The following is a 20,445-nucleotide window of genomic DNA, read 5'->3' as shown; positions in this document are numbered from 1 at the left end:
TGCGGACACAAGGCAGTTGCCCTCGACGCCAGCCACGACGTAACGTGCGCACGCCCGGGCCACGACGTTCGCGCCCGACCAAAACGACAAGAACACTGTGGGAGGCAAACTATGAGAAGGCTCGCGGCCGCGCTGTGTGCACTGGCCCTGTTCTCGACTGGCGCGCAAGCGCAGACCATCAAGGATTTCCTGGCAATAGCCATGAAGAAATGGACGGCGCCGTTCGAGCCGTTTCAGCTCATCGGCAACATCTACTATGTCGGCACCGACGGCATTGCCGTCTACGTCATCAGGACCTCGCAGGGCCTGATCCTGATGGATACGGCGATGCCGCAGTCGACCGGCATGATCAAGGACAACATCGCCAAGCTCGGCTTCAAGGTCGCCGACATCAAGATCATGCTCAACTCGCACGCGCATCTCGATCACACCGGCGGCTTCGCCGAGATCAAGAAAGAGACCGGCGCGCAGCTCATCGCCGGCGAGCGCGACAAGCCGCTGCTCGAAGGCGGCTACTATCCGGGCGACGAGAAGAACGAGGACCTCGCCTTCCCCGCCGTGAAGGTCGACCGCACCGTCAAGGAAGGCGACAAGGTTACGCTCGGCGACACCACGCTGACCGCGCATGCCACGCCCGGCCATTCGCCCGGCTGTACGAGCTGGGAGATGACCGTCAAGGACGGCAAGGAGGACCGCGAGGTACTGTTCTTCTGCAGCGGCACGGTGGCGCTGAACCGCCTGATCGGCCAGCCAACCTATCCCGGCATCGTCGACGACTATCGCGCAACCTACGCCAAGGTGAAGGCGATGAAGATCGACGTGCTGCTCGGGCCGCATCCGGAGGTCTATGGCATGCAGGCCAAGCGCGCGGAGATGAAGGACGGTGCACCGAACCCGTTCGTCAAGCCGGGCGAGCTCGCCACCTATGCGACCGGCCTGTCGCAGGAGTTCGACAAGCAACTCGCCAAGCAGACCGCGGCGCTGGAGAAGAAATAGCGCCCGTCAGATGGTGCCAGCCTCTCCCCCGACGAGGGAGAGGTGCGGCAACGCGTTGTGCCGGCGCACATGGTTAGCAGAGTGTAGCTGCGGCGCTACTTCGCAGTGATAGGGCTCGCGTCCCCCGCCTCATATCGTTAATGCGGCCTCACCAATGCACGCGGCCGGAATTGATGCAGCCGCGCGCAACCTGCGCTAGCTTTTCCGTATGGAACCCGTCTAACGCGCCCTTTACCCCTGCCGTGCAAGATCGCCCCGTTTTTGAAGGGATCCGGGGCGCGTATTGCAATGCCTGTCGCCAATTTGAAGTCTCGTTTGGTCGCCGCGACGCGGCTGTTTCGCGTGCCTGCCGACAACCCGGACCTGACGCGCGCGCAGTTCGACGCCTTCTCCAAGCAGATCCCGCTGCTCTACTTCATCCTCATGAGCAACACGATCGCCGTCGCCTACACCTACGTGAACGTGGCGCCGGACTGGCTGACGATGATCGTGCCGAGCGTGCTCACCGTGCTGGCGGCGCTGCGCACCTTCTGGTGGCTGCGCCAGCGTCACCTCGTGCGCAGCGATGCCGATATCCTGCGCAATCTACGCGCCACCAACTGGATGACGCTGCCGATCGGCGCGGGCTTCACCGCCTGGTCCTTCGCGCTCTTCCCCTACGGCGATCCATTCGCCAAGAGCCAGGTCGCCTTCTATATGGCCGTCACCGTGATCGGCTGCATCTTCTCGCTGATGCATCTGCGCTCCGCGGCGCTGATCGTGACGCTGGTCGTCGACGTCCCCTATGTGCTGTTCTTCTGGGCCACCGGCGAGCCGACGCTGAAGGCGATCGCGATCAACAACCTCCTGGTCTCGGGCGCGATGGTGACGGTGCTGGTCATCTACTATCGCGACTTCGCCGATCTCGTCGCCAGCCGCAAATCGCTGCTCGCACAACAGGCGGCGACACAGGCGCTGTCGGACGAGAATTTCCGCCTCGCCAATCTCGATTCCCTCACCGAGCTGCCGAACCGCCGCCGCTTCTTCGCCGAGCTGTCGAGCGCCTTCACGGATGCCGAGCGCAGGAACGTTCGCGTCGCGGTCGGCATCATCGATCTCGACGGCTTCAAGCCGATCAACGACAATTACGGTCACTCGGTCGGCGACCGCGTGCTGATCGAAGCCGGCCGGCGCATCCGCGAGGTCTGCGAGGGTTTTGGTCCGCAGCGGGTCGAATTCGCCCGGCTCGGCGGCGACGAGTTCGGTCTCGTCGTGTGCGGCGACCCCGATGATGCGGATCTGCTCCGACTCGGCCAGCGCATCGGCGACCAGGTGAAGCTTCCCTACCAGCTCGACACCGCCCATACGGGGCTGTCCTGCTCGATCGGCTTTGCGCTGTTCCCGCAATCGGCAACGACGGCCGAAGCGCTCTATGAATGCGCCGACTATTCGCTCTATCACGCCAAGCGCCATCTGCGCGGCCGCACCGTGATCTTCTCGAGCGAGCTCGAGGCCGAGATCCGCAGCCGCGGCGTGATCGAGAACCTGCTGCGCACCGCAGATTTCAGCACCGAGATGGACCTGGTGTTCCAGCCGATCGTGGACGCCATGAGCGAGCACACCACCGGCTTCGAGGTTCTGGCGCGCTGGCACAGCTCCCGCCTCGGCCTCGTGTCGCCGGCCGACTTCATCCCGGCCGCCGAGCGCATCGGCCTGATCCGGCCACTGACGCAGGCGCTGCTGGTTCGCGCGCTTGCGACGGCCAAGACCTGGCCCGACCACATCCGCCTGTCGTTTAACCTCTCCGCTCACGACGTCTGCGCGGCCGAGGGCATTCTGCCGCTGATCTCGATCGTCGAGAAGAGCGGGCTGCCGCCGCACCGGATCGATTTCGAGATCACCGAGACCGCCGTCACCTTCGATTTCGTGCGCGCGCAGCAGTCGATCGCGGCATTGAAGGCGATGGGCTGCGGCATTTCGCTGGACGATTTCGGCACCGGCTACTCCTCGCTGAGCCACGTGCACCGTCTGCCGCTCGACAAGATCAAGATCGACCGCAGCTTCGTCGCCGACATCAACGACAATCCGGTGAGTCACAAGATCATCAAGTCACTCACGGGCCTGTGCGACGACATGGAGATCGCCTGCGTCGTCGAGGGCGTCGAGACGCGCGCCCAGCTCGATACCCTGCGGCGGCTGGGATGCGACTTCATCCAGGGCTATTATTTCGCAAAGCCCATGCCGGGCCCTGTGATCGGCGAGTACCTGGCCCAGGAAACCCAGCGCCTTGCGGGCGCGGCCAAGGTCGTGGCCTGAGGCGCGGCTACTTCGAAAGGCTCGGCAGATCGAGCCCCTTGTCACGGGCGCAGTCGATCGCGATGTCGTAACCCGCGTCGGCATGGCGCATGACGCCGCTGGCAGGATCGTTCCAGAGCACGCGCTCGATGCGCCTCGCCGCTTCCGGCGTGCCGTCGGCGACGATCACCATGCCGGCATGCTGCGAATAGCCGATGCCGACCCCGCCGCCATGGTGCAGCGAGACCCAGGTCGCGCCGCTGGCGCAATTGAGCAGCGCGTTCAGGAGCGGCCAGTCCGACACCGCATCCGACCCGTCCTTCATCGCCTCGGTCTCGCGGTTGGGGCTGGCCACCGAGCCGCTGTCGAGATGATCGCGGCCGATCACGATCGGCGCCTTCAATTCGCCGCGCGCCACCATCTCGTTGAACGCAAGGCCGAGGCGATGACGATCGCCGAGGCCGACCCAGCAGATCCGCGCCGGCAGCCCCTGGAACTTGATGCGCTCCTTGGCCATGTCGAGCCAGTTGTGCAGATGCTTGTCGTCGGGCATCAGCTCCTTGACCTTGGCGTCGGTCCTGAAGATGTCCTCGGGATCGCCCGACAGCGCGGCCCAGCGGAACGGCCCGACGCCGCGGCAGAACAGCGGACGGATATAGGCGGGAACGAAGCCGGGGAAATCGAACGCGTTCTTCAGGCCCATGTCCTGCGCCATCTGACGGATGTTGTTGCCGTAGTCGAGCGTCGGAATGCCCTGCGCATGGAAATCCAGCATGGCCTGGACGTGCTCGACCATCGACGTCTTCGAGGCGCGCTCCACTGCCTTCGGATCGGAGGCGCGCTTGGCCTCCCAATCGGCCAGCGTCCAGCCTTTCGGCAAATAGCCGTTGATCGGATCATGCGCGCTGGTCTGGTCGGTGACGATGTCGGGCTTGACGCCGCGGCGCACCAGCTCCGGGAAAATCTCGGCGGCATTGCCGAGCAGGCCGACCGAGACCGCCTTCTTCGTCTTTGCGGCGTCCGCCATGATCGCAAGCGCTTCGTCGAGCGTTGCGGCCTGCCGATCGAGATAGCCGGTGCGCAGACGCATCTCGATGCGGCTCGGCTGGCATTCGACCGCGAGCATCGACGCGCCGGCCATAGTCGCGGCCAGCGGCTGCGCCCCGCCCATGCCGCCGAGACCGGCCGTCAGAATCCATTTGCCGGCAAGGCTGCCGCCATAATGGCGACGGCCGACTTCGACGAAGGTCTCGTAGGTACCCTGCACGATGCCCTGGCTGCCGATATAGATCCAGGAGCCCGCCGTCATCTGGCCGTACATCATCAGGCCCTGGCGATCGAGCTCGTTGAAATGGTCGAGCGTCGCCCAGTGCGGCACGATGTTGGAGTTTGCGATCAGAACGCGCGGCGCATCGGAGTGAGTGCGGAAGACTCCGACAGGCTTGCCGGACTGCACCAGCAGCGTCTGGTCGCCTTCGAGCTTGCGCAAGGCCGCCGTGATCCGGTCAAAGCTCTCCCAGTCGCGCGCGGCGCGGCCGATGCCGCCATAGACGACGAGCTCGCTCGGGCGCTCCGCCACATCAGGATCGAGATTGTTCATCAGCATGCGCAAGGGCGCTTCCGTCAGCCAGCTCTTGGCGCTGATCTCGCTGCCGCGGGGAGCACGGATGGTGCGGTCATTGTCCAGTCGGCGGTTCATGTGGACCTCTTAATCAAGTCGCGGAAACGGATCGGATTGAAGCGCGGAAAGCGCTGCTGCCGGCAATGCGTCGGCTTCGATCAGCGCGGCGGCCTTGGCGAGATCGCCGGCCATGTAGCGGTCCGCGCCGAGCGGGGCGACCTGCTCGCGCAGCGCGGCGATGACGCCGATCAGCGGCACGCTGGTCGCATGCGGCGCACGCAACGTGATGCCCTGTGCCGCGACCAGCAGCTCGATGCCCAAAATGGCGGCGAGATTGTCCGCCATGTCGGAGAGGCGCCGCGCGGCATGCGCGGCCATCGAGACGTGGTCTTCCTGATTGGCGCTGGTCGGCGTCGAGTCGATCGAGCAGGCGAGCGCGCGCTGCTTGTTCTCGGCATAGAGCGCGGCTGCCGTCACTTCGGCGATCATGAAGCCGGAATTGATGCCGGGATCGGGGGTGAGGAACGGCGGCAGGCCGAAATTGAGCGCAGGATCGACCAGCGTCGCAATGCGCCGCTCGCTGATCGCGCCAATCTCCGACAGCGCCAGCGCGAGCGCATCGGCGGCGAAGGCGACCGGCTCGGCGTGGAAATTGCCGCCGGAGACGATCTCGCCGGTCTCGACCAGCACCAGCGGATTGTCGGTGACGGCATTGGCCTCGACGATCAGCGTGCGCGCGGCCTGCGTGATCAGGTCGAGCGCGGCGCCTGCGACCTGCGGCTGACAGCGCAGGCAATAAGGATCCTGCACCCGCTCGTCACCTTCGAGATGCGACAGGCGGATGTCGCTGCCGTCGAGCAGCGCCGTCAGGGTCGCGGCCGCGGCGATCTGGCCGACATGGCCACGCAACGCCTGGATTTCGGGACGGAACGGCGCCGTCGACGCCATCGCCGCATCGACCGACAGCGCGCCGGTCACGAGCGCGGCACGGGCGAGGCGAAATGCACGCAGCACGCCCGATATGGCGTAGGCGGTCGAGAACTGCGTGCCGTTGATCAGCGCGAGGCCTTCCTTGGGCCCGAGGGTCAGCGGCGCGAGACCGGCCGCAGTGAGCGCCTCGCTGCCGGACACAGTTTCCCCGCCAACGATCGCCTGCCCCTCGCCGATCATCACCGCGGTCATATGCGCGAGCGGCGCGAGATCGCCGGAGGCGCCGACCGAGCCCTGCTGCGGCACCAGCGGATAGACGCCCCGCGCCAACATTCCCTGCAACTGCTCGATCACGTCGCGCCGGACACCGGAGGCGCCGCGCCCGAGCGAGACGATCTTCAACGCCATCATCAGCCGCACGATCGGCTCGGGCGTCGCCGGGCCGACGCCGCAGCAATGCGAGACGATGAGGTTGCGCTGGAGCAGCGTGGTCTGATCGGGCGGAATGCGCTTCGATGCGAGCTTCCCGAAGCCGGTGTTGATGCCATAGACGGGGACGTCGGCCTGCGCGGCCTGCGCAACGATCTGCGCAGCCGCCTCGACGCGCGGCCAGAATGACGGATCGAGGACGACAGGGGTGCCTTCGAGCACGCGCACGAGATCGTCGAGGCTCACTGCTCCCGGCTTGACGACGATCGCTGTACCCTGCTCCGTCACTGTGCCCTCCACACCCGCCGATGCAGCGGATTGAAGCCGATGCGGTAGACGAGCTCGGCGGGCCGCTCGATGTCCCAGATCGCGAGGTCGCACCACTTGCCGGCTTCCACCGTACCGGTCTCGGCCAGCACACCAAGCGCCCGCGCGCCTTCACGGGTGACGCCGGCAAGGCACTCGGCCACATTCATCCGGAACAGTGTCGCCCCCATGTTCATCGCGAGCAGGAGCGAGGTCAGCGGCGAGCTGCCGGGATTGCAGTCGGTCGCGAGCGCCATGGGAACGCCATGCTTGCGGAACGCCTCGACCGGCGGCTTCTGCGTCTCGCGAATGAAGTAGAACGCGCCGGGCAGCAGCACGGCCACCGTTCCGGCTTTCGCCATCGCCGCCGCACCGGCTTCATCCGTATGCTCGAGGTGATCGGCCGACAATGCGGAGTATTTTGCGGCAAGCGCGGCACCGCCGAGGTTCGACAGCTGGTCGGCATGCAGCTTCACCCGCAGGCCAAGCCCTCTCGCGGCCTCGAACACAAGCGCGGTCTGCTCAGCCGAGAACGCGATCCCTTCCATGAAGGCATCGACGGCATCGGCAAGGCCCGCCTTGGCGACGGCGGGCAACATCTCCTTGCAGACGCGATCGATGTAACGGTCCTTGTCGCCGTCGGCCTCCACCGGCAACGCATGCGCGCCGAGAAAGGAGGTGCGGATCGCGACCGGCCGCTGACGGCCGAGGCTGCGCGCGGCCGCGAGCTGACGCATCTCGGTCTCGGTATCGAGGCCGTAGCCGGACTTGATCTCCACCGTAGTAGCGCCCTCGCCAATCAGTGCATCGAGCCGCGGTAGCGCACTCGCAACGAGCTCGGCTTCGCTCGCCTTGCGCGTTGCCGCCACCGTCGAGACGATCCCGCCGCCGGCGCGGGCGATCTCTTCGTAGCTTGCACCCTTCAGGCGCAGCTCGAATTCATGCGCGCGATTGCCGCCATAGACGAGATGGGTGTGGCAGTCGACGAGGCCCGGAGTGATCCAGCGCCCCTCGCAATCGATCCGATCGATCGCGTCCGCATCGACAGGAAAATCCGCCTTCACGCCTGCATAGACGATGTGGCCGCCGCGCGCGGCGATGAGCCCGTCCTCGATCTCGCCGAGATCGGGACGGTCGGCGCGCATCGTGGCGAGCCGGGCATTGTGCCAGATCCGGTCGAAGCGCTCTGCCATGCGGGTATCCATTCGCCCTGGGATGCTTGACTTATATGTCTAGACATATAATCGTAAGGCGGTTCTGTCCAGCCGGCGTGTCATCATGTCCCGACTGCATTTCGCTTCCGCGCTCCTGCCTTCGGGCTGGGCCAATGACGTGCAGGTGGTCGTCACCGCCGGCGCGATCGCGGAGGTGACGCCGGGCGTGGCGCCGGCCGCCGGCGACGAGCGTCACGAAATCGCGCTTCCGGGACTTGCGAGCCTGCACAGCCACGCCTTCCAGCGCGCCATGGCCGGGCTCGCGGAACTTCGCGGCGATTCCACCGACACGTTCTGGACCTGGCGCGAGACGATGTATCGCTTTGCGCTGGCGATGACGCCGGACGATGTCGCGGCCGTTGCGACGCTCCTTTATGTCGAGATGCTGGAGCAGGGTTTTACCCGCGTCGGCGAATTCCATTACCTCCACCACGACCGCGACGGTTCGCCCTATGCCGATGTCGCTGAGATGGCCGCGCGGATCGCGCAGGCTGCCGAGGCCTCCGGCATTGCGCTCACGTTGCTGCCGAGTTTTTATGCGCATGGCTCATTTGGAGGCGCTGCACCCCATGCCGGACAGCGCCGCTTCATCTGCTCGGTCGATCAGTTCGCCGCGTTGATGACTGCCTCGCGCAAGGCCATCGCAACATTGCCGGACGCCAATATCGGCATCGCGCCGCACAGCCTGCGCGCGGTGACACCGGACGAACTGACCGCGATCATTCCGTTCGCCGAGGGCGGGCCGGTGCATATCCATGCCGCCGAGCAGGTCAAGGAAGTCGAGGATTGCCTGGCCTGGTCGGGCCGGCGCCCAGTGCAATGGCTGCTGGAACACGCTCCCGTCGATCAACGCTGGTGTCTCATTCATGCGACCCACATGACAGATGAGGAAGCGGCGGCGTTCGCAAGGACCGGGGCAGTTGCCGGCCTCTGCCCGATCACGGAAGCAAGCCTCGGCGACGGCATTTTTGCGGCACGCGAGTTTCTCGACGCTGGCGGCCGTTTCGGCGTCGGCACGGATTCCAACGTGCTGATCGGCGCCGCCGACGAATTGCGCCAGCTCGAATACGGCCAGCGGCTGAAGCACCGCCAGCGCAACGTCCTCTCCGGCGGCGCAGGTCGCTCGACCGGACGCACGCTGTTCGACGATGCGCTTGGCGGCGGCGCGCGGGCGCTGGCGCAGCCGACGGTCGGCCTCGCGCCCGGCGCGCGTGCCGACATCGTCACGCTCGACGCCGCGCATCCGTCGCTGGCGGGGCGTATGCATGACGCTGTCATCGATGGCTGGATCTTTGCCGCGGGCGGCAGCGCGATCGATTGCGTCTGGGCGGGCGGCAACAAAGTGGTCGAAGGCGGTCGGCACAAGCTGCGTCAGGCCGCGCGCGAGCGCTTCAACGCCGCGGTGCGGAGGCTCGTCGCATGAGCCTCACCGCAGACGCAGCCGACCAGCCGACGCTCTACAAGCGCATCCGCGCCGACATCGAGAAGCGTATCCTGACCGGCGAATGGCCGCCCGGGCATCGCATTCCGTTCGAGCACGAGCTGGTCGCGCGCTACGGCTGCTCGCGCATGACCGTCAACAAGGCGCTGTCGGAACTCGCCCAGGCCGACCTGATCGAACGGCGGCGGCGCGCCGGCTCGTTCGTGCGACGGCCGCAGCATCAATCCGCCGTGCTCAAGATCGCCGACATCCGCGCCGAGATCACCGCGCTCGGGCGCGCGTACGGCTACGAGCTGATCGGCCGCAAGCTGCGCGCGGCGACCGCTGCCGACCGCGACCGTCTCGGCGTCAAGAAGGCGGGCAAGGTGGTCGCGATCACTTGCCGGCACAGCGCCGACAACGTGCCCTTCGCGGTCGAGGACAGGCTGATCGATCTCGCCTCCGTGCCGCATGCGGCGACCGCCGATTTCTCGCGCGAGCCGCCCGGCTCCTGGCTGCTTCACCATGTCCCATGGACAGAGGCCGAGCATACGATCAGCGCCATCGTTGCGGATGATCGCACGGCGGAAGCGCTCGACATTGCCGTCGGCGCGCCCTGCCTCGTGATCGACCGCTACACCTGGCGCAGCGCGCGCACCATCACCGCAGTGCGCCTGCTCTATCCCGGTGACTCTCACCGCCTTGTCGCCCGATTCAAGGGAGGTTGAGAGAACGATGTCGGCACAATTTGTGCAACGCTTCGGGCAACGGTTCCCACAGACCGACAGAGATCAACAGGACGTCAATCCATCGATCGGCAAGAGGACGACAAACATGCGTAATTCAAAAGTATTTGCGACAATCATTGCCCTTACGGCCTCCACTCCGGTGCTCGCCGACGACGTCAAGGTCGGCGTCGGCATCTCCGGATGGACCGGCTTCGCACCGCTGACGCTGGCGAAGGAAGCCGGCATCTTCAAGAAGAACGGTCTCGACGTCACGATCAAGAAGATCCCGCAGAAGGACCGCCACCTCGCGATTGCCTCCGGCGACATCCAGTGCGCAGCGACCACGGTCGAGACCTGGATCTCCTGGAACGCCAACGGCGTCGCCACCAAGCAGATCTTCCAGCTCGACAAGAGCTACGGCGCCGACGGCATGGCCGTGCGCAACGACATCGCCGCGATCAAGGATCTGAAGGGCAAGACGGTCGCGGCGTCCGCGCCGGGCACGTCGCCCTATTTCGCGCTGGCCTGGATGCTCAAGAAGAACGGCCTCACCACGAAGGACGTCACCATCGTGAACCTCGAGCCCGCAGCGGCCGCACAGGCCTTCGTCTCCGGCCAGAACGACGCCGCGATGACCTATGAGCCGTATCTGTCGACCGTGCGCGCCGCACCGGACAAGGGCAAGATCATCGCGACCACGCTGGACTACCCGATCGTGATGGACACCTTCGGCTGCACGCCGAAATTCCTGAGCGAGAATCCGAAGGCCGCGCAGGCCCTCGCCAACAGCTATTTCGAGGCGCTCGACATGATCGCCAAGGACCAGGCCAAGGCCTATGAGATCATGGGCGCCGACGTGAAGCAGACCGGCGAGCAGTTCGGCAACTCGGCAAAGTACCTGCGCTGGCAGGACAAGGCCGCGAACCAGAAGTTCTTCGCCGGCGACTTCCTGACCTTCAACAAGGACGCCGCCGAGCTCCTGCTCGAGATCGGCATCATCAAGTCCGCGCCGAAGGTCGAAGACCTCTACGACGCCAGCTTCATCAAGTAAGCTCCGACAAGCTGCCGGTCCCGCCGCGAGGCGGGGCCGGGCCTGATCGACCACCCGGATAGATAGTTGATGCGTCCCCTGGATCCCGTGACTTCAAGGCAGCGCATTGCCTATGGCCTTGCGTTCTTCGTGCTGTTCGTTGCCCTCTGGTCGTGGGCGACCTTCGGCGGCCATGTGTCGAAGACCTTCCTCGCCAACCCGCTGACCATGGTGCAGGAAGGTTACGACCTCTTGGCCAAGCAGGGTTTCGTCTACGACATCGGTATGACGATCTGGCGCGTCGTCGGGGGCTTCGCGCTCGCGGCGATCATCGCGGTGCCGCTTGGTGTGCTGATGGGCGCCTACAAGCCGATCGAAGCGTTCCTCGAACCGTTCGTCTCCTTCGCGCGCTACCTGCCCGCCTCCGCCTTCATTCCACTGTTGATCCTGTGGGCCGGCATCGGTGAGCTGCAGAAGCTGCTCGTCATCTTCATCGGCTCGGTGTTCCAGGTCATCCTGATGGTCGCGGTGACCGTCGGCGCCACGCGGCGCGATCTGGTCGAAGCGGCCTATACGCTGGGCGCCAGGGACCGCGGCATCATCCGTCGCGTGCTGCTGCCCTCCTCCGCGCCCGAGATTGCGGAGATCCTGCGGTTGGTGCTGGGCTGGGCCTGGACCTATGTCATCGTCGCCGAGCTAATCGGCTCGTCCTCCGGCATCGGCCACATGATCACCGACAGCCAGGCCCTGCTCAACACCGGCCAGATCATCTTCGGCATCATCGTGATCGGGCTGATCGGGCTCGTCTCCGACTTCCTGTTCAAGGCGTTCAACGCCTGGCTGTTCCCGTGGAGGCTCGCATGACGATCCTCAAGGTCGAACAGGTCTCGCGCACCTTCCCCGCACGCCACGGCAACGCGCCGACCCGGGCGCTGGAGCCAACAGACCTCACCATCGGTAACAACGACTTCGTCACCATCCTCGGCCCGTCCGGCTGCGGCAAGTCCACGCTGCTGCGCATCGTCGCGGGCCTTGACCGCCCGACCGGCGGACGCGTCACGCTCGACGGGCGCGAGGTGACCGGTCCGGGCGCCGATCGCGGCATGGTGTTCCAGTCCTACACGCTGTTCCCCTGGCTGACCGTGCGCGAGAACATCGCTTTCGGCCTGCGCGAACGCGGCGTGTCCGAAGCGGAGCGGAACAAGATCGCGGATGCCTTCATCCGTCAGGTCGGGCTGTCCGGCTTCGAGAACCACTGGCCCAAGCAGCTCTCCGGCGGCATGCAGCAGCGCACGGCGATCGCGCGTGCGCTCGCCAATGATCCAAAAATCCTGCTGCTCGACGAGCCCTTCGGCGCACTCGACAATCAGACCCGCGCCCTGATGCAGGAAATGCTGCTCGGGATCTGGGAGCGCGATCAGAAGACCGTGCTGTTCGTGACCCACGACATCGAGGAGGCGATCTTCCTCGGCAGCCGCGTCATCGTCATGAGCGCCCGTCCCGGCCGCATCAAGGCCGAGATTACCGTGGACCTGCCGCATCCACGCTCGTACAAGATCAAGACGACGCCCGAATTCGTCCAGCTCAAGGAGCGGCTGGTCGAGGAGATCCGCACCGAGGCGCTGAAGGTTGCCGAACATGCCTGACACTCAATCCCACGCCAATGGCGAGCGCGTCCTCGCCGACCTCAATGCGTTGCGCGCCATCGGCGCCTACAAGACCGGCGTGCACAAGCCGACCTTCTCCGAGCCGCACCGACAATCGCTGGACTGGCTGGTTCAGAAGCTGCCCGGCGCGGGCCTCTCGGCTGCGATCGACGGCATCGGCAATGTGTTCGGGGCGAGCACGAAGCCCGGGCCGAAGCTGCTGGCAGGCTCGCATCTGGAGAGCCAGAACTACGCCGGCTGGCTTGATGGCCCGCTCGGCGTCATCTATGCGCTCGAAGCTGCCCGCGTACTCAATACCGATCCCTCGGTGAAGGGCGCTGTCGAAGTCGCCGCCTGGTGCGACGAGGAAGGACATTTTGGTAGCTTTCTCGGCTCGCGCTCCTATGTGGGGCAAGTGTCTGAGGCTGAAATCGACGCCGCGCGCGATCGCACCGGCGGTCGCGCCATGCGTGATGCCCTCGCCGAGATGGGGCTCTCGGGGCGAGCACGTGTCGCCGTCGAGCCGGGCCGGCACGTCGGGTATCTGGAGGCGCATATCGAGCAAGGCGACACACTCGAGAGCAGCCATCTTGCGGTTGGTGTCGTGACCTCGATCGTCGGCATCTGGCAATACCGGATCAATTTCAGCGGCGAGCAGAACCACGCCGGCACCACGCGGATGGCCGTGCGCAAGGACGCCGGTCTCGCGCTGGCGAAGTTCTGCGTCGCGATCGACGAACGTTTTCCGGCCGCATGCGGTCCGCGCACGGTGTGGACCACCGGCCGCATCACGCTCGAGCCGGGCGCGCCGAGCATCATCCCGGGCGGCGCCGAGATGCTGTTTCAGATCCGCGATGACAATCCCGCCGTCATCGCACGGCTGGAGGAGCTGCTGCGGACCATCGCGGATGAAGCCAATGCGAAGGGCCCCTGCACCGTCACCGTGGAGAAGATTCGCACCGGCGCGCCCGCGATGATGAACGCCGGCTTCCAGGACGCGATCGAAGCTGCGAGCAAGGCTCTTGCCGACGGACGCTCCATCCGCATGCCCAGCGGCGCCGGCCACGATGCGCAGATGCTCGCGACTGTCATGCCGGCCGGCATGCTGTTCGTGCCGTCGATCGGCGGCATCAGCCATCACTGGACCGAGAATACCGCCGATGCCGATATCGTCACCGGCGCGCAGGTCTTCGTCGACGCCTGCCGGCGCATCCTCAGCGGCTAGGCGGCCGATGCCGGCATGACCGCGGGCGAAGCTTATACCGAGACGACAACCGGCTATTGGCAGGAATTGACGCCGGACGTCCCGGCGCGCTTCTCGGCAACGGCACCCTATCGCTTCGGCTACCCTGTCACCCTGCCCTGCGGCCGCATCCTGGTCCTGCCGTTGCGCCGACTACCCGATGGCGATCACGCGGTCGCCTCGCTCATCGCCAACCAGGCCTCGCACCTCGTTGTCGCGACGCTCGCCGACCACATGGCGACACAGGCGCGCGCATTCGACGCCGAGATCATCGTGGGACTGCCGACCCTCGGTCTTGCCTTCGCGTCGCTGGTCGCCGAACGGTTCGGACAGCCGCGCTATGTCCCGCTCGGCTATTCGCGCAAGTTCTGGTACGACGACGCGCTGTCCGAGCCCGTCACTTCGATCACAAGCCCCGAGGCCGGCAAGAGGCTGCGGCTGGATCCGAACCTGCTGCCGCTGCTCGAGGGACGCCGGGTCGTGCTGGTCGATGATGCGATCTCGACCGGAACGACGGCGATCGCCGCCGTGCGGCTGCTGCAGAAGATTGGCGTCGACATCGCCGGCATGGTCGTCGCGATGAAGCAGACCAATCGCTGGCAGGCCCTGGTCGCGGCGCTTCCGGTTCGCGCCGTCTACGGCTGCCCGCTATTCCAGCGTAGCGAGGCCGGCTGGATGCCGCTCGTCGAGACGCAGCCTGCCATTCCCTGATTGGCCGGGGCGCCGATCGTAACGTTCCCGGACGCCGCAAGGCAGGTTGTCTTGAGCAGGATCGGGCAAATCCCGGCCGCTTTGGGCAAGACGCTGGTTCGCACAACACCTAGCCTGCTCGCCCCACGCGAGAAGGTTTACATGCCCGATGTCTCCGCCGCGACGCCTGTTTCGATCGTCGAAGCCCTGAAGGCGGTCGCCGGCAATCCGCCGAAGGTCCGCGCCAGCTTTGCCAAGGGCTGGTGCGTTCGCGGCACCTACACGCCGTCGGACCGCGCGGGCGAAGTCACGAGATCTCAGAGTTTTACCAAACCATCGCGCGTGCTGGCACGCTTCTCGGTCGGCGGCGGCAACCCTGCCGTCGCTGACACCAACAATCTGGTGCTGCGTGGCTTCAGCTTCAAGCTCGGCGACGACGATCACCGCTCGGATATCCTGGTGGAGAGCGCACCCGTGCATTTTGCGCGAACGCTCGACCAGATGCTGGCCTTCCTCGAGGCGCGCATGCCGGGGCCGGATGGCAAGCCGGATATGGCCAAGGTCGAGGCGTTCTCGGCGGCCAATCCGGAGACGCTCAACCAGGCGAGCTACATTGCCGCGCGTCCGCTGCCCGGCAGCCTTGCCGGCACGACCTATTGGGGCGTGCACTCCTTTCCAGCGACCAATGCGGAGAATGAGACGCGATTCATCAAGTTCAAGGTGGTCCCGGCCCGCGGCGAGATCGCGCTGAGCGCCGAGGAGGCCAGGACGAAGCCGGCCGATTTCCTGCGCGACGATCTGGGCGGCCGGATCGCTGGCGGCCATGTCCGCTTCAACGTCATGGCGCTGCTCGATCGACCCGGCGATCCCACAATGGACGTGACCATGCGCTGGCCGGATGAGGATCATCGCGAGGAAGTGCGGCTCGGCACGATCGTGATCACAGGCTTCGAACCGGATCAGGCCTGCGACGGCTCCATCTTCAATCCGGCCAACCTCGCCGACGGCATCGGCCACCCGCCGGACGAGATCTTTGCGGCGCGGCGCGCGGCCTACACCATCTCACTTGCAAAACGACGCTGAGTGCCAGCTTCGCGCGCGTCACCCCTCGCCGCCTGAGGCGTCGAGCGCCTCGCGGCGCCACGCTGCGGGGCTGAGACCGGCGATCGCGGAGAACACGCGCGTGAAGTGGCTCTGGTTGGCGAACCCGGCCGAGATCGCGATCTCCGACAGCGGCAGGTCGCGGACGCCCATCAACTGCTTGGCCGCCTTCACGCGCTGATGCAGCAGCCATTGGTGCGGCGGCATGCCGACGGAGATTCGAAATGCGCGCGAGAAATGGCTGACCGACAGATCGAGCTCGGCCGCAATCTTCTCCAGCGAAAGCTTGCCGCCGAGGTCCGATTCGAGCCGCTCGCAGGCGCGTTTCGCCTGCCACGGCGCGAGCCCTCCGCGCGCAAGTCCGGCCGGGCGCTGAAGTCCGCCATAGGTCCGGGCGACATGAGCGGTCAGCGCGAGCATCATGTGATCGACGAAGAGCTGGTTGGCCTCGTCCGGCCGACGCAGCCCGTCCTGCAGCGATGCGCCGATGTGGCGGACGATTGCATCGTCATGGCCAACACCGACCTGGCAGTCGAGCTGGTCGACCCGCGGCGCATTGCTCTGGCGGGCGATGCCGTCGAGCGCCGAGCGTGGAATATAGAAGAACAGCGAGTGGAACGGCTTGTCGATGACGTAGCGCGGATCGTGCTTGAGGTCATAGAGGTAGGTTGTGCCGGCGCGGACGTCCGCCTTCATGATGGATTTGCCGCGCTCCCAGAGCTCGCAGTCAGGATAATCGTGAAGCTTCAGGCTGACGAGAAAGGCGTCTTCAGCCGCCAGCGAGCCGGACAGACCAGGCACCGGGCGGTCATTCCGCGTCTCGGTAACGGCGAGCTCGGCGCTGTGCAGCGACCGCGCCACCAGCGCGGGCGGCGCATCCTTCAAGCGCAGGAAATGCCCGAGCCTCTGTCCGTAGGCGCCTGCCTGTGTCATCGGTCAGCCCTTCTGTGGCAGTCCAAGTGCAGGCCACAGCGTCCCGCAATTTCCACGGCGTATTATCGGACATCCGGCAACGACTGTCCACGCAGGCGCACGGGAGGCTCATCACAGATTTTCACAAATGCACGACAGATGCGGGAACTTTCCGCGGCCGGCGCGCAGCGCTAGAACGAGGTGCCCCCTCCGAACCTGAACTCCTGGACCATGTCGTATTTGCCCTTCGTGATCGGCACAGCGTAGTCGAAGCGCAGGGGTCCGAACGGCGAGGCCCAGATCAGGCCGACGCCGACCGAGGAGCGCACCACGTTGCCGTCATCATATTGCAGTCCGCAGGTCGGACAGGCCTTGGTGTTGACCTCGCCCGTGGCCGTCCACGACGTCGGCCCCTGATAGCCCCAGAGCGAACCGGCGTCGGCGTAGACCGCGCCCTTCAGGCCGACCTCCTTCGGCAGGAACCAGAACGGCATCTGCAATTCCATGGACGCGCCCCAGTATTTCGTGCCGCCGAGCGCATCACCGCTCGCGCCGTAATTGTAGTAGGTGATGTCGCGCGGGCCGATGCCGTTGGAGGCGAAGCCGCGCACGAGGTTCGGGCCCATCTGGAAGTGATCGAGCATGCGCAGATCGTTGTTGCCGATCTTGTTGAGGATGCCGCCCTGCAGGTGGATCACGTTGACGATCTCGGACACCAGCGGCGTGTAGTACTTGGTATCCACCGCGGTCTTGAGATAGGTGACGTCGCCGCCGACACCGGCGAAATCCTGGCGGAAGTCGACCAGCAATCCGTCCGTGGGGTTCTTGGTGTTGTCGAGCGTGTTGTAGTTCAGCGTGTAGCCGAGCGCCGACGTCCAGGTCGCGCCGTTCGCCAGTTCTTTCCGGACCGGCAGGCTCGACTCGCCGTCGCCGTAGCAGCCATAGCCATAGACGCCGGAATCCGTGGCATTGGTCGGGTCCACGCCGCCCAGGACATTCTTGATGTAGGCCGGCGTCGGGTTGTAGGCGAGCGAGGTATTCGACGCGTTGTTGTTGCAGTTATTGTAGGCGCTCGCGAGCGTGATGCTCTGCTGATAGAGCGAGTAGCGGAGCTGGAGCGAGAGATCCTCGCGCAGTGCAAAGCCCAGGCGCGGCGAGAAGCCCAGCGTCGTCACGCCGTAGCTCGTATAGCTGTTCGACAATTGCTGGCGCCAGTAGGTGTCGAAGCCGAGCGCCAGCCGGTAGTCGAGCAGATACGGCTCGACGAAGGACAGCGAGATGCCGCGCGAATACTGGCCGTAGCTGACGGACGCCTTGGCGTAGAGGCCCTTGCCGAGCAGGTTGCGCTCGGAGACCGAGACCTCTGCCAGCGCACCGTCGGTCGTGGAATAGCCGCCGGAGATCGAGAAGTCGCCGGTCGACTTCTCCTCCATGTCGACGACCAGGACGACGCGATCGCTGGAGGAGCCCGGCTCGGTGACGATCTTGACGCTCTTGAAATAGTCCAGGTTCTTCAGGCGCCGCTCGGCACGGTCGACCAGCGCGCGGTTGTAGGCATCGCCTTCCGAGATGTCGAACTCGCGGCGGATGACGTAGTCCCGCGTGCGGGTGTTGCCACGCAGATTGATGCGCTCGATATAGGTGCGCGGGCCCTCGTCGATGTTGAACACGACGGACACGGTGTGCGCCTCGAAGTTGCGGTCACCGCTCGGCCGCACCACGGCGAAGGCGTAGCCGCGACGAGAGGCCTCGATCTGCATCTCCTCGGTCGACTTCTCGACCGATTCTACGTTGTAGAGCGAACCGACACCGACGCGCGAATAGGAGCGCATCGAGGTCGCGTCGAAATTGGCGATGCTGGAGCGGAAATCGACCGAACCGACGCGATACTGCTGGCCCTCCTCGATCTTGAAGGTGACGTTGAAGCCCTTCTTCTCCGGATCGTATTCGGTGAGCGCGGCCACGACCTGGGCATCAGCGAAGCCGTTCTTGAGGTAGAAGCGGCGGATGAGGTCGCGATCGGCCTCGATGCGGTCGGGGTCGTAGATGTCGTTGTTGCCGAGGAAGCTGAGCAGATTGCTCTCATGAGTCTTGATCACGTCGCGCAGGCGCGCGGCCGAGTAGGCGCTGTTGCCGATGAACTCGACCGACTTCACGCCGGTCTTGACGCCCTCGACGATCGTGAAGATGAGATCGACGCGGTTGCTCGGCTGCTCGATGACCTCGGGCGTGACGCGCACGTCGTAGCGGCCGGAGCGGCGGTAGATCTCGGCGATTCGCAGCGTGTCGGACTGCACCAGCGCCCGCGAGAAGGTCCCCCGCGGCTTGGACTGGATCTCGGCCGAGAGCTGCTCGTCCTTGATCTTCTTGTTGCCCTCGAAGGCGATGCGCCCGATCACGGAATTCTCGACCACCGACACGACGATTCGGCCGCCAGCCTGGTTGATCTTCACGTCCTGGAATAAGCCTGTCGCGATCAACGCCTTGAGACCTTCATCGATCGCCGGTTGATCCAGACGCCCGCCCGGCCCGGGCCTGAAGTAGGAGCGCACGGTTTCGGCCTCGACGCGGCGATTGCCCTCGACGACGATCGTCTCCACCGCCTGCGCAGCCGCCGGCTGCGGCAGCAGCGCGACAGGGACTGAACTCGCAATCGATACACCGCACATCACCACCGCGATCAGCCAGGGCCGCAAAAACGACATTCCACACCTCAAGAGCACCTAGCCTGCTCTGAAACGAGACGGCTGTGGCCGCGGTGTGGCTTTGTGATTGCTGCATTGTTTCTGGTCGTTCAATTTGATTGGCGGATCGGCACGCAATCGTAGCAGCCATGGCGATCGGGCGTGCCGGCCGCGGTGACTGAACGGCATCGAGCCCGCTGCGAACACGGCTTGCCCATGCAGGCCTTCAGCAACATCGCGCAACGCCCGGATTCTTTACACAGACTTAAGCCGATGCGAGAGGCGGCGACATCAGGAACTCGCATGGGTATTCGTCGATGAACACGCTTGTCATGACCAGAACGGTGCTGGTCGCCTTCCTCGCCTCGACCTTGGCCGCTCACGCCGCGACCACCGGCAAGCGCGATCGACAACAGACAACACAAAATACGGTCTATGAGTACGGGCCGCACGGCCCCAACCAGTCCTATCAGTCCGGTCCGCACACGCGCATCTATGTCAGCAAGCGGTCCTGGCTGGATGGAGGGACCGAGCTGCTCCCCGGCGAGCGCAAGTTCAGCGACTACGCCTTGCCGCCCGGCACCACGTTCGCGCGCGAGAACAACAACCGGCCGCTCGATCGCCAGCCGCTCAGCCCCGACTCGGATCTGGGCGGGTTCGTGCAGAGAATCCCGATCTCGTGGTGACCGGCTTGCGGAAACTCTAGCCATCGTCTCGCTGAGCGAGACGATGGCTATGCTGTCGCATACCCTGATATTCCGCCGCTCGAAAGCCGGCAATCGCGCGTCAGCGGATATGATGTCCGCGTGTGCGCATCTGCCGCACGCGGCTCGACGTTCTCCACACTCATCTTGAACCATTCCAAATTCGCTCATCGCAACTTCAAGCAATTCTATTTTGCGCGTGTGGAATTCCGATCGCGTCACCAATAGAAGTCCGCGTCGTTCGACGTGCGCCAGCATGCAGTTGCGCGCGTTCGATCGATATCAGTTCGGCGAAATTGGGGATCATCATCGGTGGGCGTTGCTTTGTCGGAGAGGAAACATCGTTGGTTTGGAAGCGCAGCTGCGATCAACGCCACGATGTTCGGTTCGGTCGTATTCGTATCTGTTGAAATCCTGGCCTCCCAGGCGCAGGCCCAGAACAGCAACCTGCCGCCAGTCACCGTCGAAGCGCCGAGCGCGCCGAAGGCGCGCAGCAGCAGCACTGCGTCCAATCAGC

Annotated in this window: 17 protein-coding genes; 11 read left to right on the top strand and 6 right to left on the bottom strand. The window is 65.3% G+C overall.

Going from position 1 to position 20,445, the window contains the following annotated elements; all coding sequences use genetic code 11:
- The first annotated feature begins 111 nt into the window (after positions 1-111).
- Both blaBJP and JQ603_RS08285 read left to right on the top strand, forming a co-directional pair.
- A complete protein-coding gene (gene blaBJP / locus JQ603_RS08290; RefSeq protein WP_212337977.1) occupies positions 112-996 on the top strand; it encodes a BJP family subclass B3 metallo-beta-lactamase in 885 nt (294 codons plus the stop codon).
- Positions 997-1,284: 288 nt separating this feature from the next.
- Positions 1,285-3,291 carry a putative bifunctional diguanylate cyclase/phosphodiesterase gene (locus JQ603_RS08285; RefSeq protein WP_212337976.1) on the top strand — a complete coding sequence of 669 codons (2,007 nt, stop codon included), beginning with the start codon at positions 1,285-1,287 and terminating at the stop codon, positions 3,289-3,291.
- Positions 3,292-3,298: 7 nt separating this feature from the next.
- Here JQ603_RS08285 and hutU read toward each other — a convergent pair whose 3' ends face one another.
- Genes hutU through hutI form a run of 3 tightly spaced genes read right to left on the bottom strand, consistent with a single transcriptional unit; the run spans position 3,299 to position 7,749 of the window.
- Positions 3,299-4,969, bottom strand: a complete 1,671-nt coding sequence (gene hutU / locus JQ603_RS08280; RefSeq protein WP_212337975.1) for a urocanate hydratase — start codon at positions 4,967-4,969, stop codon at positions 3,299-3,301.
- Positions 4,970-4,978: 9 nt separating this feature from the next.
- Positions 4,979-6,538 (bottom strand): histidine ammonia-lyase, encoded by a 1,560-nt coding sequence (hutH, locus tag JQ603_RS08275; protein WP_212337974.1) that lies wholly within the window; start codon positions 6,536-6,538, stop codon positions 4,979-4,981.
- Positions 6,535-7,749, bottom strand: a complete 1,215-nt coding sequence (gene hutI / locus JQ603_RS08270) for an imidazolonepropionase (protein WP_212337973.1) — start codon at positions 7,747-7,749, stop codon at positions 6,535-6,537. Before hutI ends, hutH begins: the two co-directional genes overlap by 4 nt.
- 85 nt (positions 7,750-7,834) lie before the next feature.
- Between hutI and JQ603_RS08265 the strand changes: the two genes are divergently transcribed.
- The 8 genes from JQ603_RS08265 (at position 7,835) to JQ603_RS08230 (ending at position 15,610) form a co-directional block, all read left to right on the top strand.
- A complete protein-coding gene (locus JQ603_RS08265; protein ID WP_212337971.1) occupies positions 7,835-9,193 on the top strand; it encodes a formimidoylglutamate deiminase in 1,359 nt (452 codons plus the stop codon).
- Positions 9,190-9,918, top strand: a complete 729-nt coding sequence (hutC, locus tag JQ603_RS08260) for a histidine utilization repressor (protein WP_212337969.1) — start codon at positions 9,190-9,192, stop codon at positions 9,916-9,918. The genes JQ603_RS08265 and hutC overlap by 4 nt, the downstream gene beginning before the upstream one ends.
- Positions 9,919-10,024: 106 nt before the next feature.
- Complete coding sequence (locus JQ603_RS08255) at positions 10,025-10,969, top strand: ABC transporter substrate-binding protein (RefSeq protein WP_212337967.1); 945 nt, start codon at positions 10,025-10,027, stop codon at positions 10,967-10,969.
- A 69-nt stretch (positions 10,970-11,038) separates the two neighbouring features.
- Positions 11,039-11,812 carry an ABC transporter permease gene (locus JQ603_RS08250; protein WP_212338265.1) on the top strand — a complete coding sequence of 258 codons (774 nt, stop codon included), beginning with the start codon at positions 11,039-11,041 and terminating at the stop codon, positions 11,810-11,812.
- Positions 11,809-12,594: an ABC transporter ATP-binding protein gene (locus JQ603_RS08245; RefSeq protein ID WP_212337965.1), complete on the top strand. Its 786-nt coding sequence runs from the start codon at positions 11,809-11,811 to the stop codon at positions 12,592-12,594. The genes JQ603_RS08250 and JQ603_RS08245 overlap by 4 nt, the downstream gene beginning before the upstream one ends.
- Complete coding sequence (locus JQ603_RS08240; protein WP_212337964.1) at positions 12,587-13,819, top strand: Zn-dependent hydrolase; 1,233 nt, start codon at positions 12,587-12,589, stop codon at positions 13,817-13,819. Before JQ603_RS08245 ends, JQ603_RS08240 begins: the two co-directional genes overlap by 8 nt.
- 15 nt (positions 13,820-13,834) lie before the next feature.
- On the top strand, positions 13,835-14,548 hold the full coding sequence (locus JQ603_RS08235) for a phosphoribosyltransferase (RefSeq protein ID WP_212337963.1): 714 nt from the start codon (positions 13,835-13,837) through the stop codon (positions 14,546-14,548).
- Between the two features lie 141 nt (positions 14,549-14,689).
- Positions 14,690-15,610, top strand: a complete 921-nt coding sequence (locus JQ603_RS08230) for a catalase family peroxidase (protein WP_212337962.1) — start codon at positions 14,690-14,692, stop codon at positions 15,608-15,610.
- 18 nt (positions 15,611-15,628) lie between these two features.
- Here the strand turns inward: JQ603_RS08230 and JQ603_RS08225 are convergent, their stop codons facing one another.
- Positions 15,629-16,561: a helix-turn-helix domain-containing protein gene (locus tag JQ603_RS08225; RefSeq protein ID WP_212337961.1), complete on the bottom strand. Its 933-nt coding sequence runs from the start codon at positions 16,559-16,561 to the stop codon at positions 15,629-15,631.
- Between the two features lie 170 nt (positions 16,562-16,731).
- On the bottom strand, positions 16,732-19,245 hold the full coding sequence (gene bamA, locus JQ603_RS08220; protein WP_212337960.1) for an outer membrane protein assembly factor BamA: 2,514 nt from the start codon (positions 19,243-19,245) through the stop codon (positions 16,732-16,734).
- A 296-nt stretch (positions 19,246-19,541) separates the two neighbouring features.
- On the opposite strand from bamA, the gene JQ603_RS08215 reads away from it, so the two are divergent.
- Complete coding sequence (locus JQ603_RS08215; protein ID WP_212337959.1) at positions 19,542-19,910, top strand: hypothetical protein; 369 nt, start codon at positions 19,542-19,544, stop codon at positions 19,908-19,910.
- A 236-nt stretch (positions 19,911-20,146) separates the two neighbouring features.
- Here JQ603_RS08215 and JQ603_RS37995 read toward each other — a convergent pair whose 3' ends face one another.
- Positions 20,147-20,440, bottom strand: a complete 294-nt coding sequence (locus JQ603_RS37995) for a hypothetical protein (RefSeq protein WP_245003418.1) — start codon at positions 20,438-20,440, stop codon at positions 20,147-20,149.
- Between the last annotated feature and the right edge of the window lie 5 nt (positions 20,441-20,445).

It is taken from the genome of Bradyrhizobium liaoningense, from assembly GCF_018130825.1.
Lineage (GTDB): Bacteria > Pseudomonadota > Alphaproteobacteria > Rhizobiales > Xanthobacteraceae > Bradyrhizobium > Bradyrhizobium liaoningense_B.
The sequence above is the reverse complement of the archived record's forward strand: the minus strand, read 5'-3'. Positions and strand labels throughout refer to the sequence as shown.

Coding starts and splice junctions, on each gene's coding strand:
- blaBJP (WP_212337977.1), top strand. CDS start 112: ATGAGAAGGCTCGCGGCCGCGCTGTGTGCACTGGCCCTGTTCTCGACT.
- JQ603_RS08285 (WP_212337976.1), top strand. CDS start 1,285: ATGCCTGTCGCCAATTTGAAGTCTCGTTTGGTCGCCGCGACGCGGCTG.
- hutU (WP_212337975.1), bottom strand. CDS start 4,969: ATGAACCGCCGACTGGACAATGACCGCACCATCCGTGCTCCCCGCGGC.
- hutI (WP_212337973.1), bottom strand. CDS start 7,749: ATGGCAGAGCGCTTCGACCGGATCTGGCACAATGCCCGGCTCGCCACG.
- JQ603_RS08265 (WP_212337971.1), top strand. CDS start 7,835: ATGTCCCGACTGCATTTCGCTTCCGCGCTCCTGCCTTCGGGCTGGGCC.
- hutC (WP_212337969.1), top strand. CDS start 9,190: ATGAGCCTCACCGCAGACGCAGCCGACCAGCCGACGCTCTACAAGCGC.
- JQ603_RS08255 (WP_212337967.1), top strand. CDS start 10,025: ATGCGTAATTCAAAAGTATTTGCGACAATCATTGCCCTTACGGCCTCC.
- JQ603_RS08250 (WP_212338265.1), top strand. CDS start 11,039: ATGCGTCCCCTGGATCCCGTGACTTCAAGGCAGCGCATTGCCTATGGC.
- JQ603_RS08245 (WP_212337965.1), top strand. CDS start 11,809: ATGACGATCCTCAAGGTCGAACAGGTCTCGCGCACCTTCCCCGCACGC.
- JQ603_RS08240 (WP_212337964.1), top strand. CDS start 12,587: ATGCCTGACACTCAATCCCACGCCAATGGCGAGCGCGTCCTCGCCGAC.
- JQ603_RS08235 (WP_212337963.1), top strand. CDS start 13,835: ATGACCGCGGGCGAAGCTTATACCGAGACGACAACCGGCTATTGGCAG.
- JQ603_RS08230 (WP_212337962.1), top strand. CDS start 14,690: ATGCCCGATGTCTCCGCCGCGACGCCTGTTTCGATCGTCGAAGCCCTG.
- JQ603_RS08225 (WP_212337961.1), bottom strand. CDS start 16,561: ATGACACAGGCAGGCGCCTACGGACAGAGGCTCGGGCATTTCCTGCGC.
- bamA (WP_212337960.1), bottom strand. CDS start 19,245: ATGTCGTTTTTGCGGCCCTGGCTGATCGCGGTGGTGATGTGCGGTGTA.
- JQ603_RS08215 (WP_212337959.1), top strand. CDS start 19,542: ATGAACACGCTTGTCATGACCAGAACGGTGCTGGTCGCCTTCCTCGCC.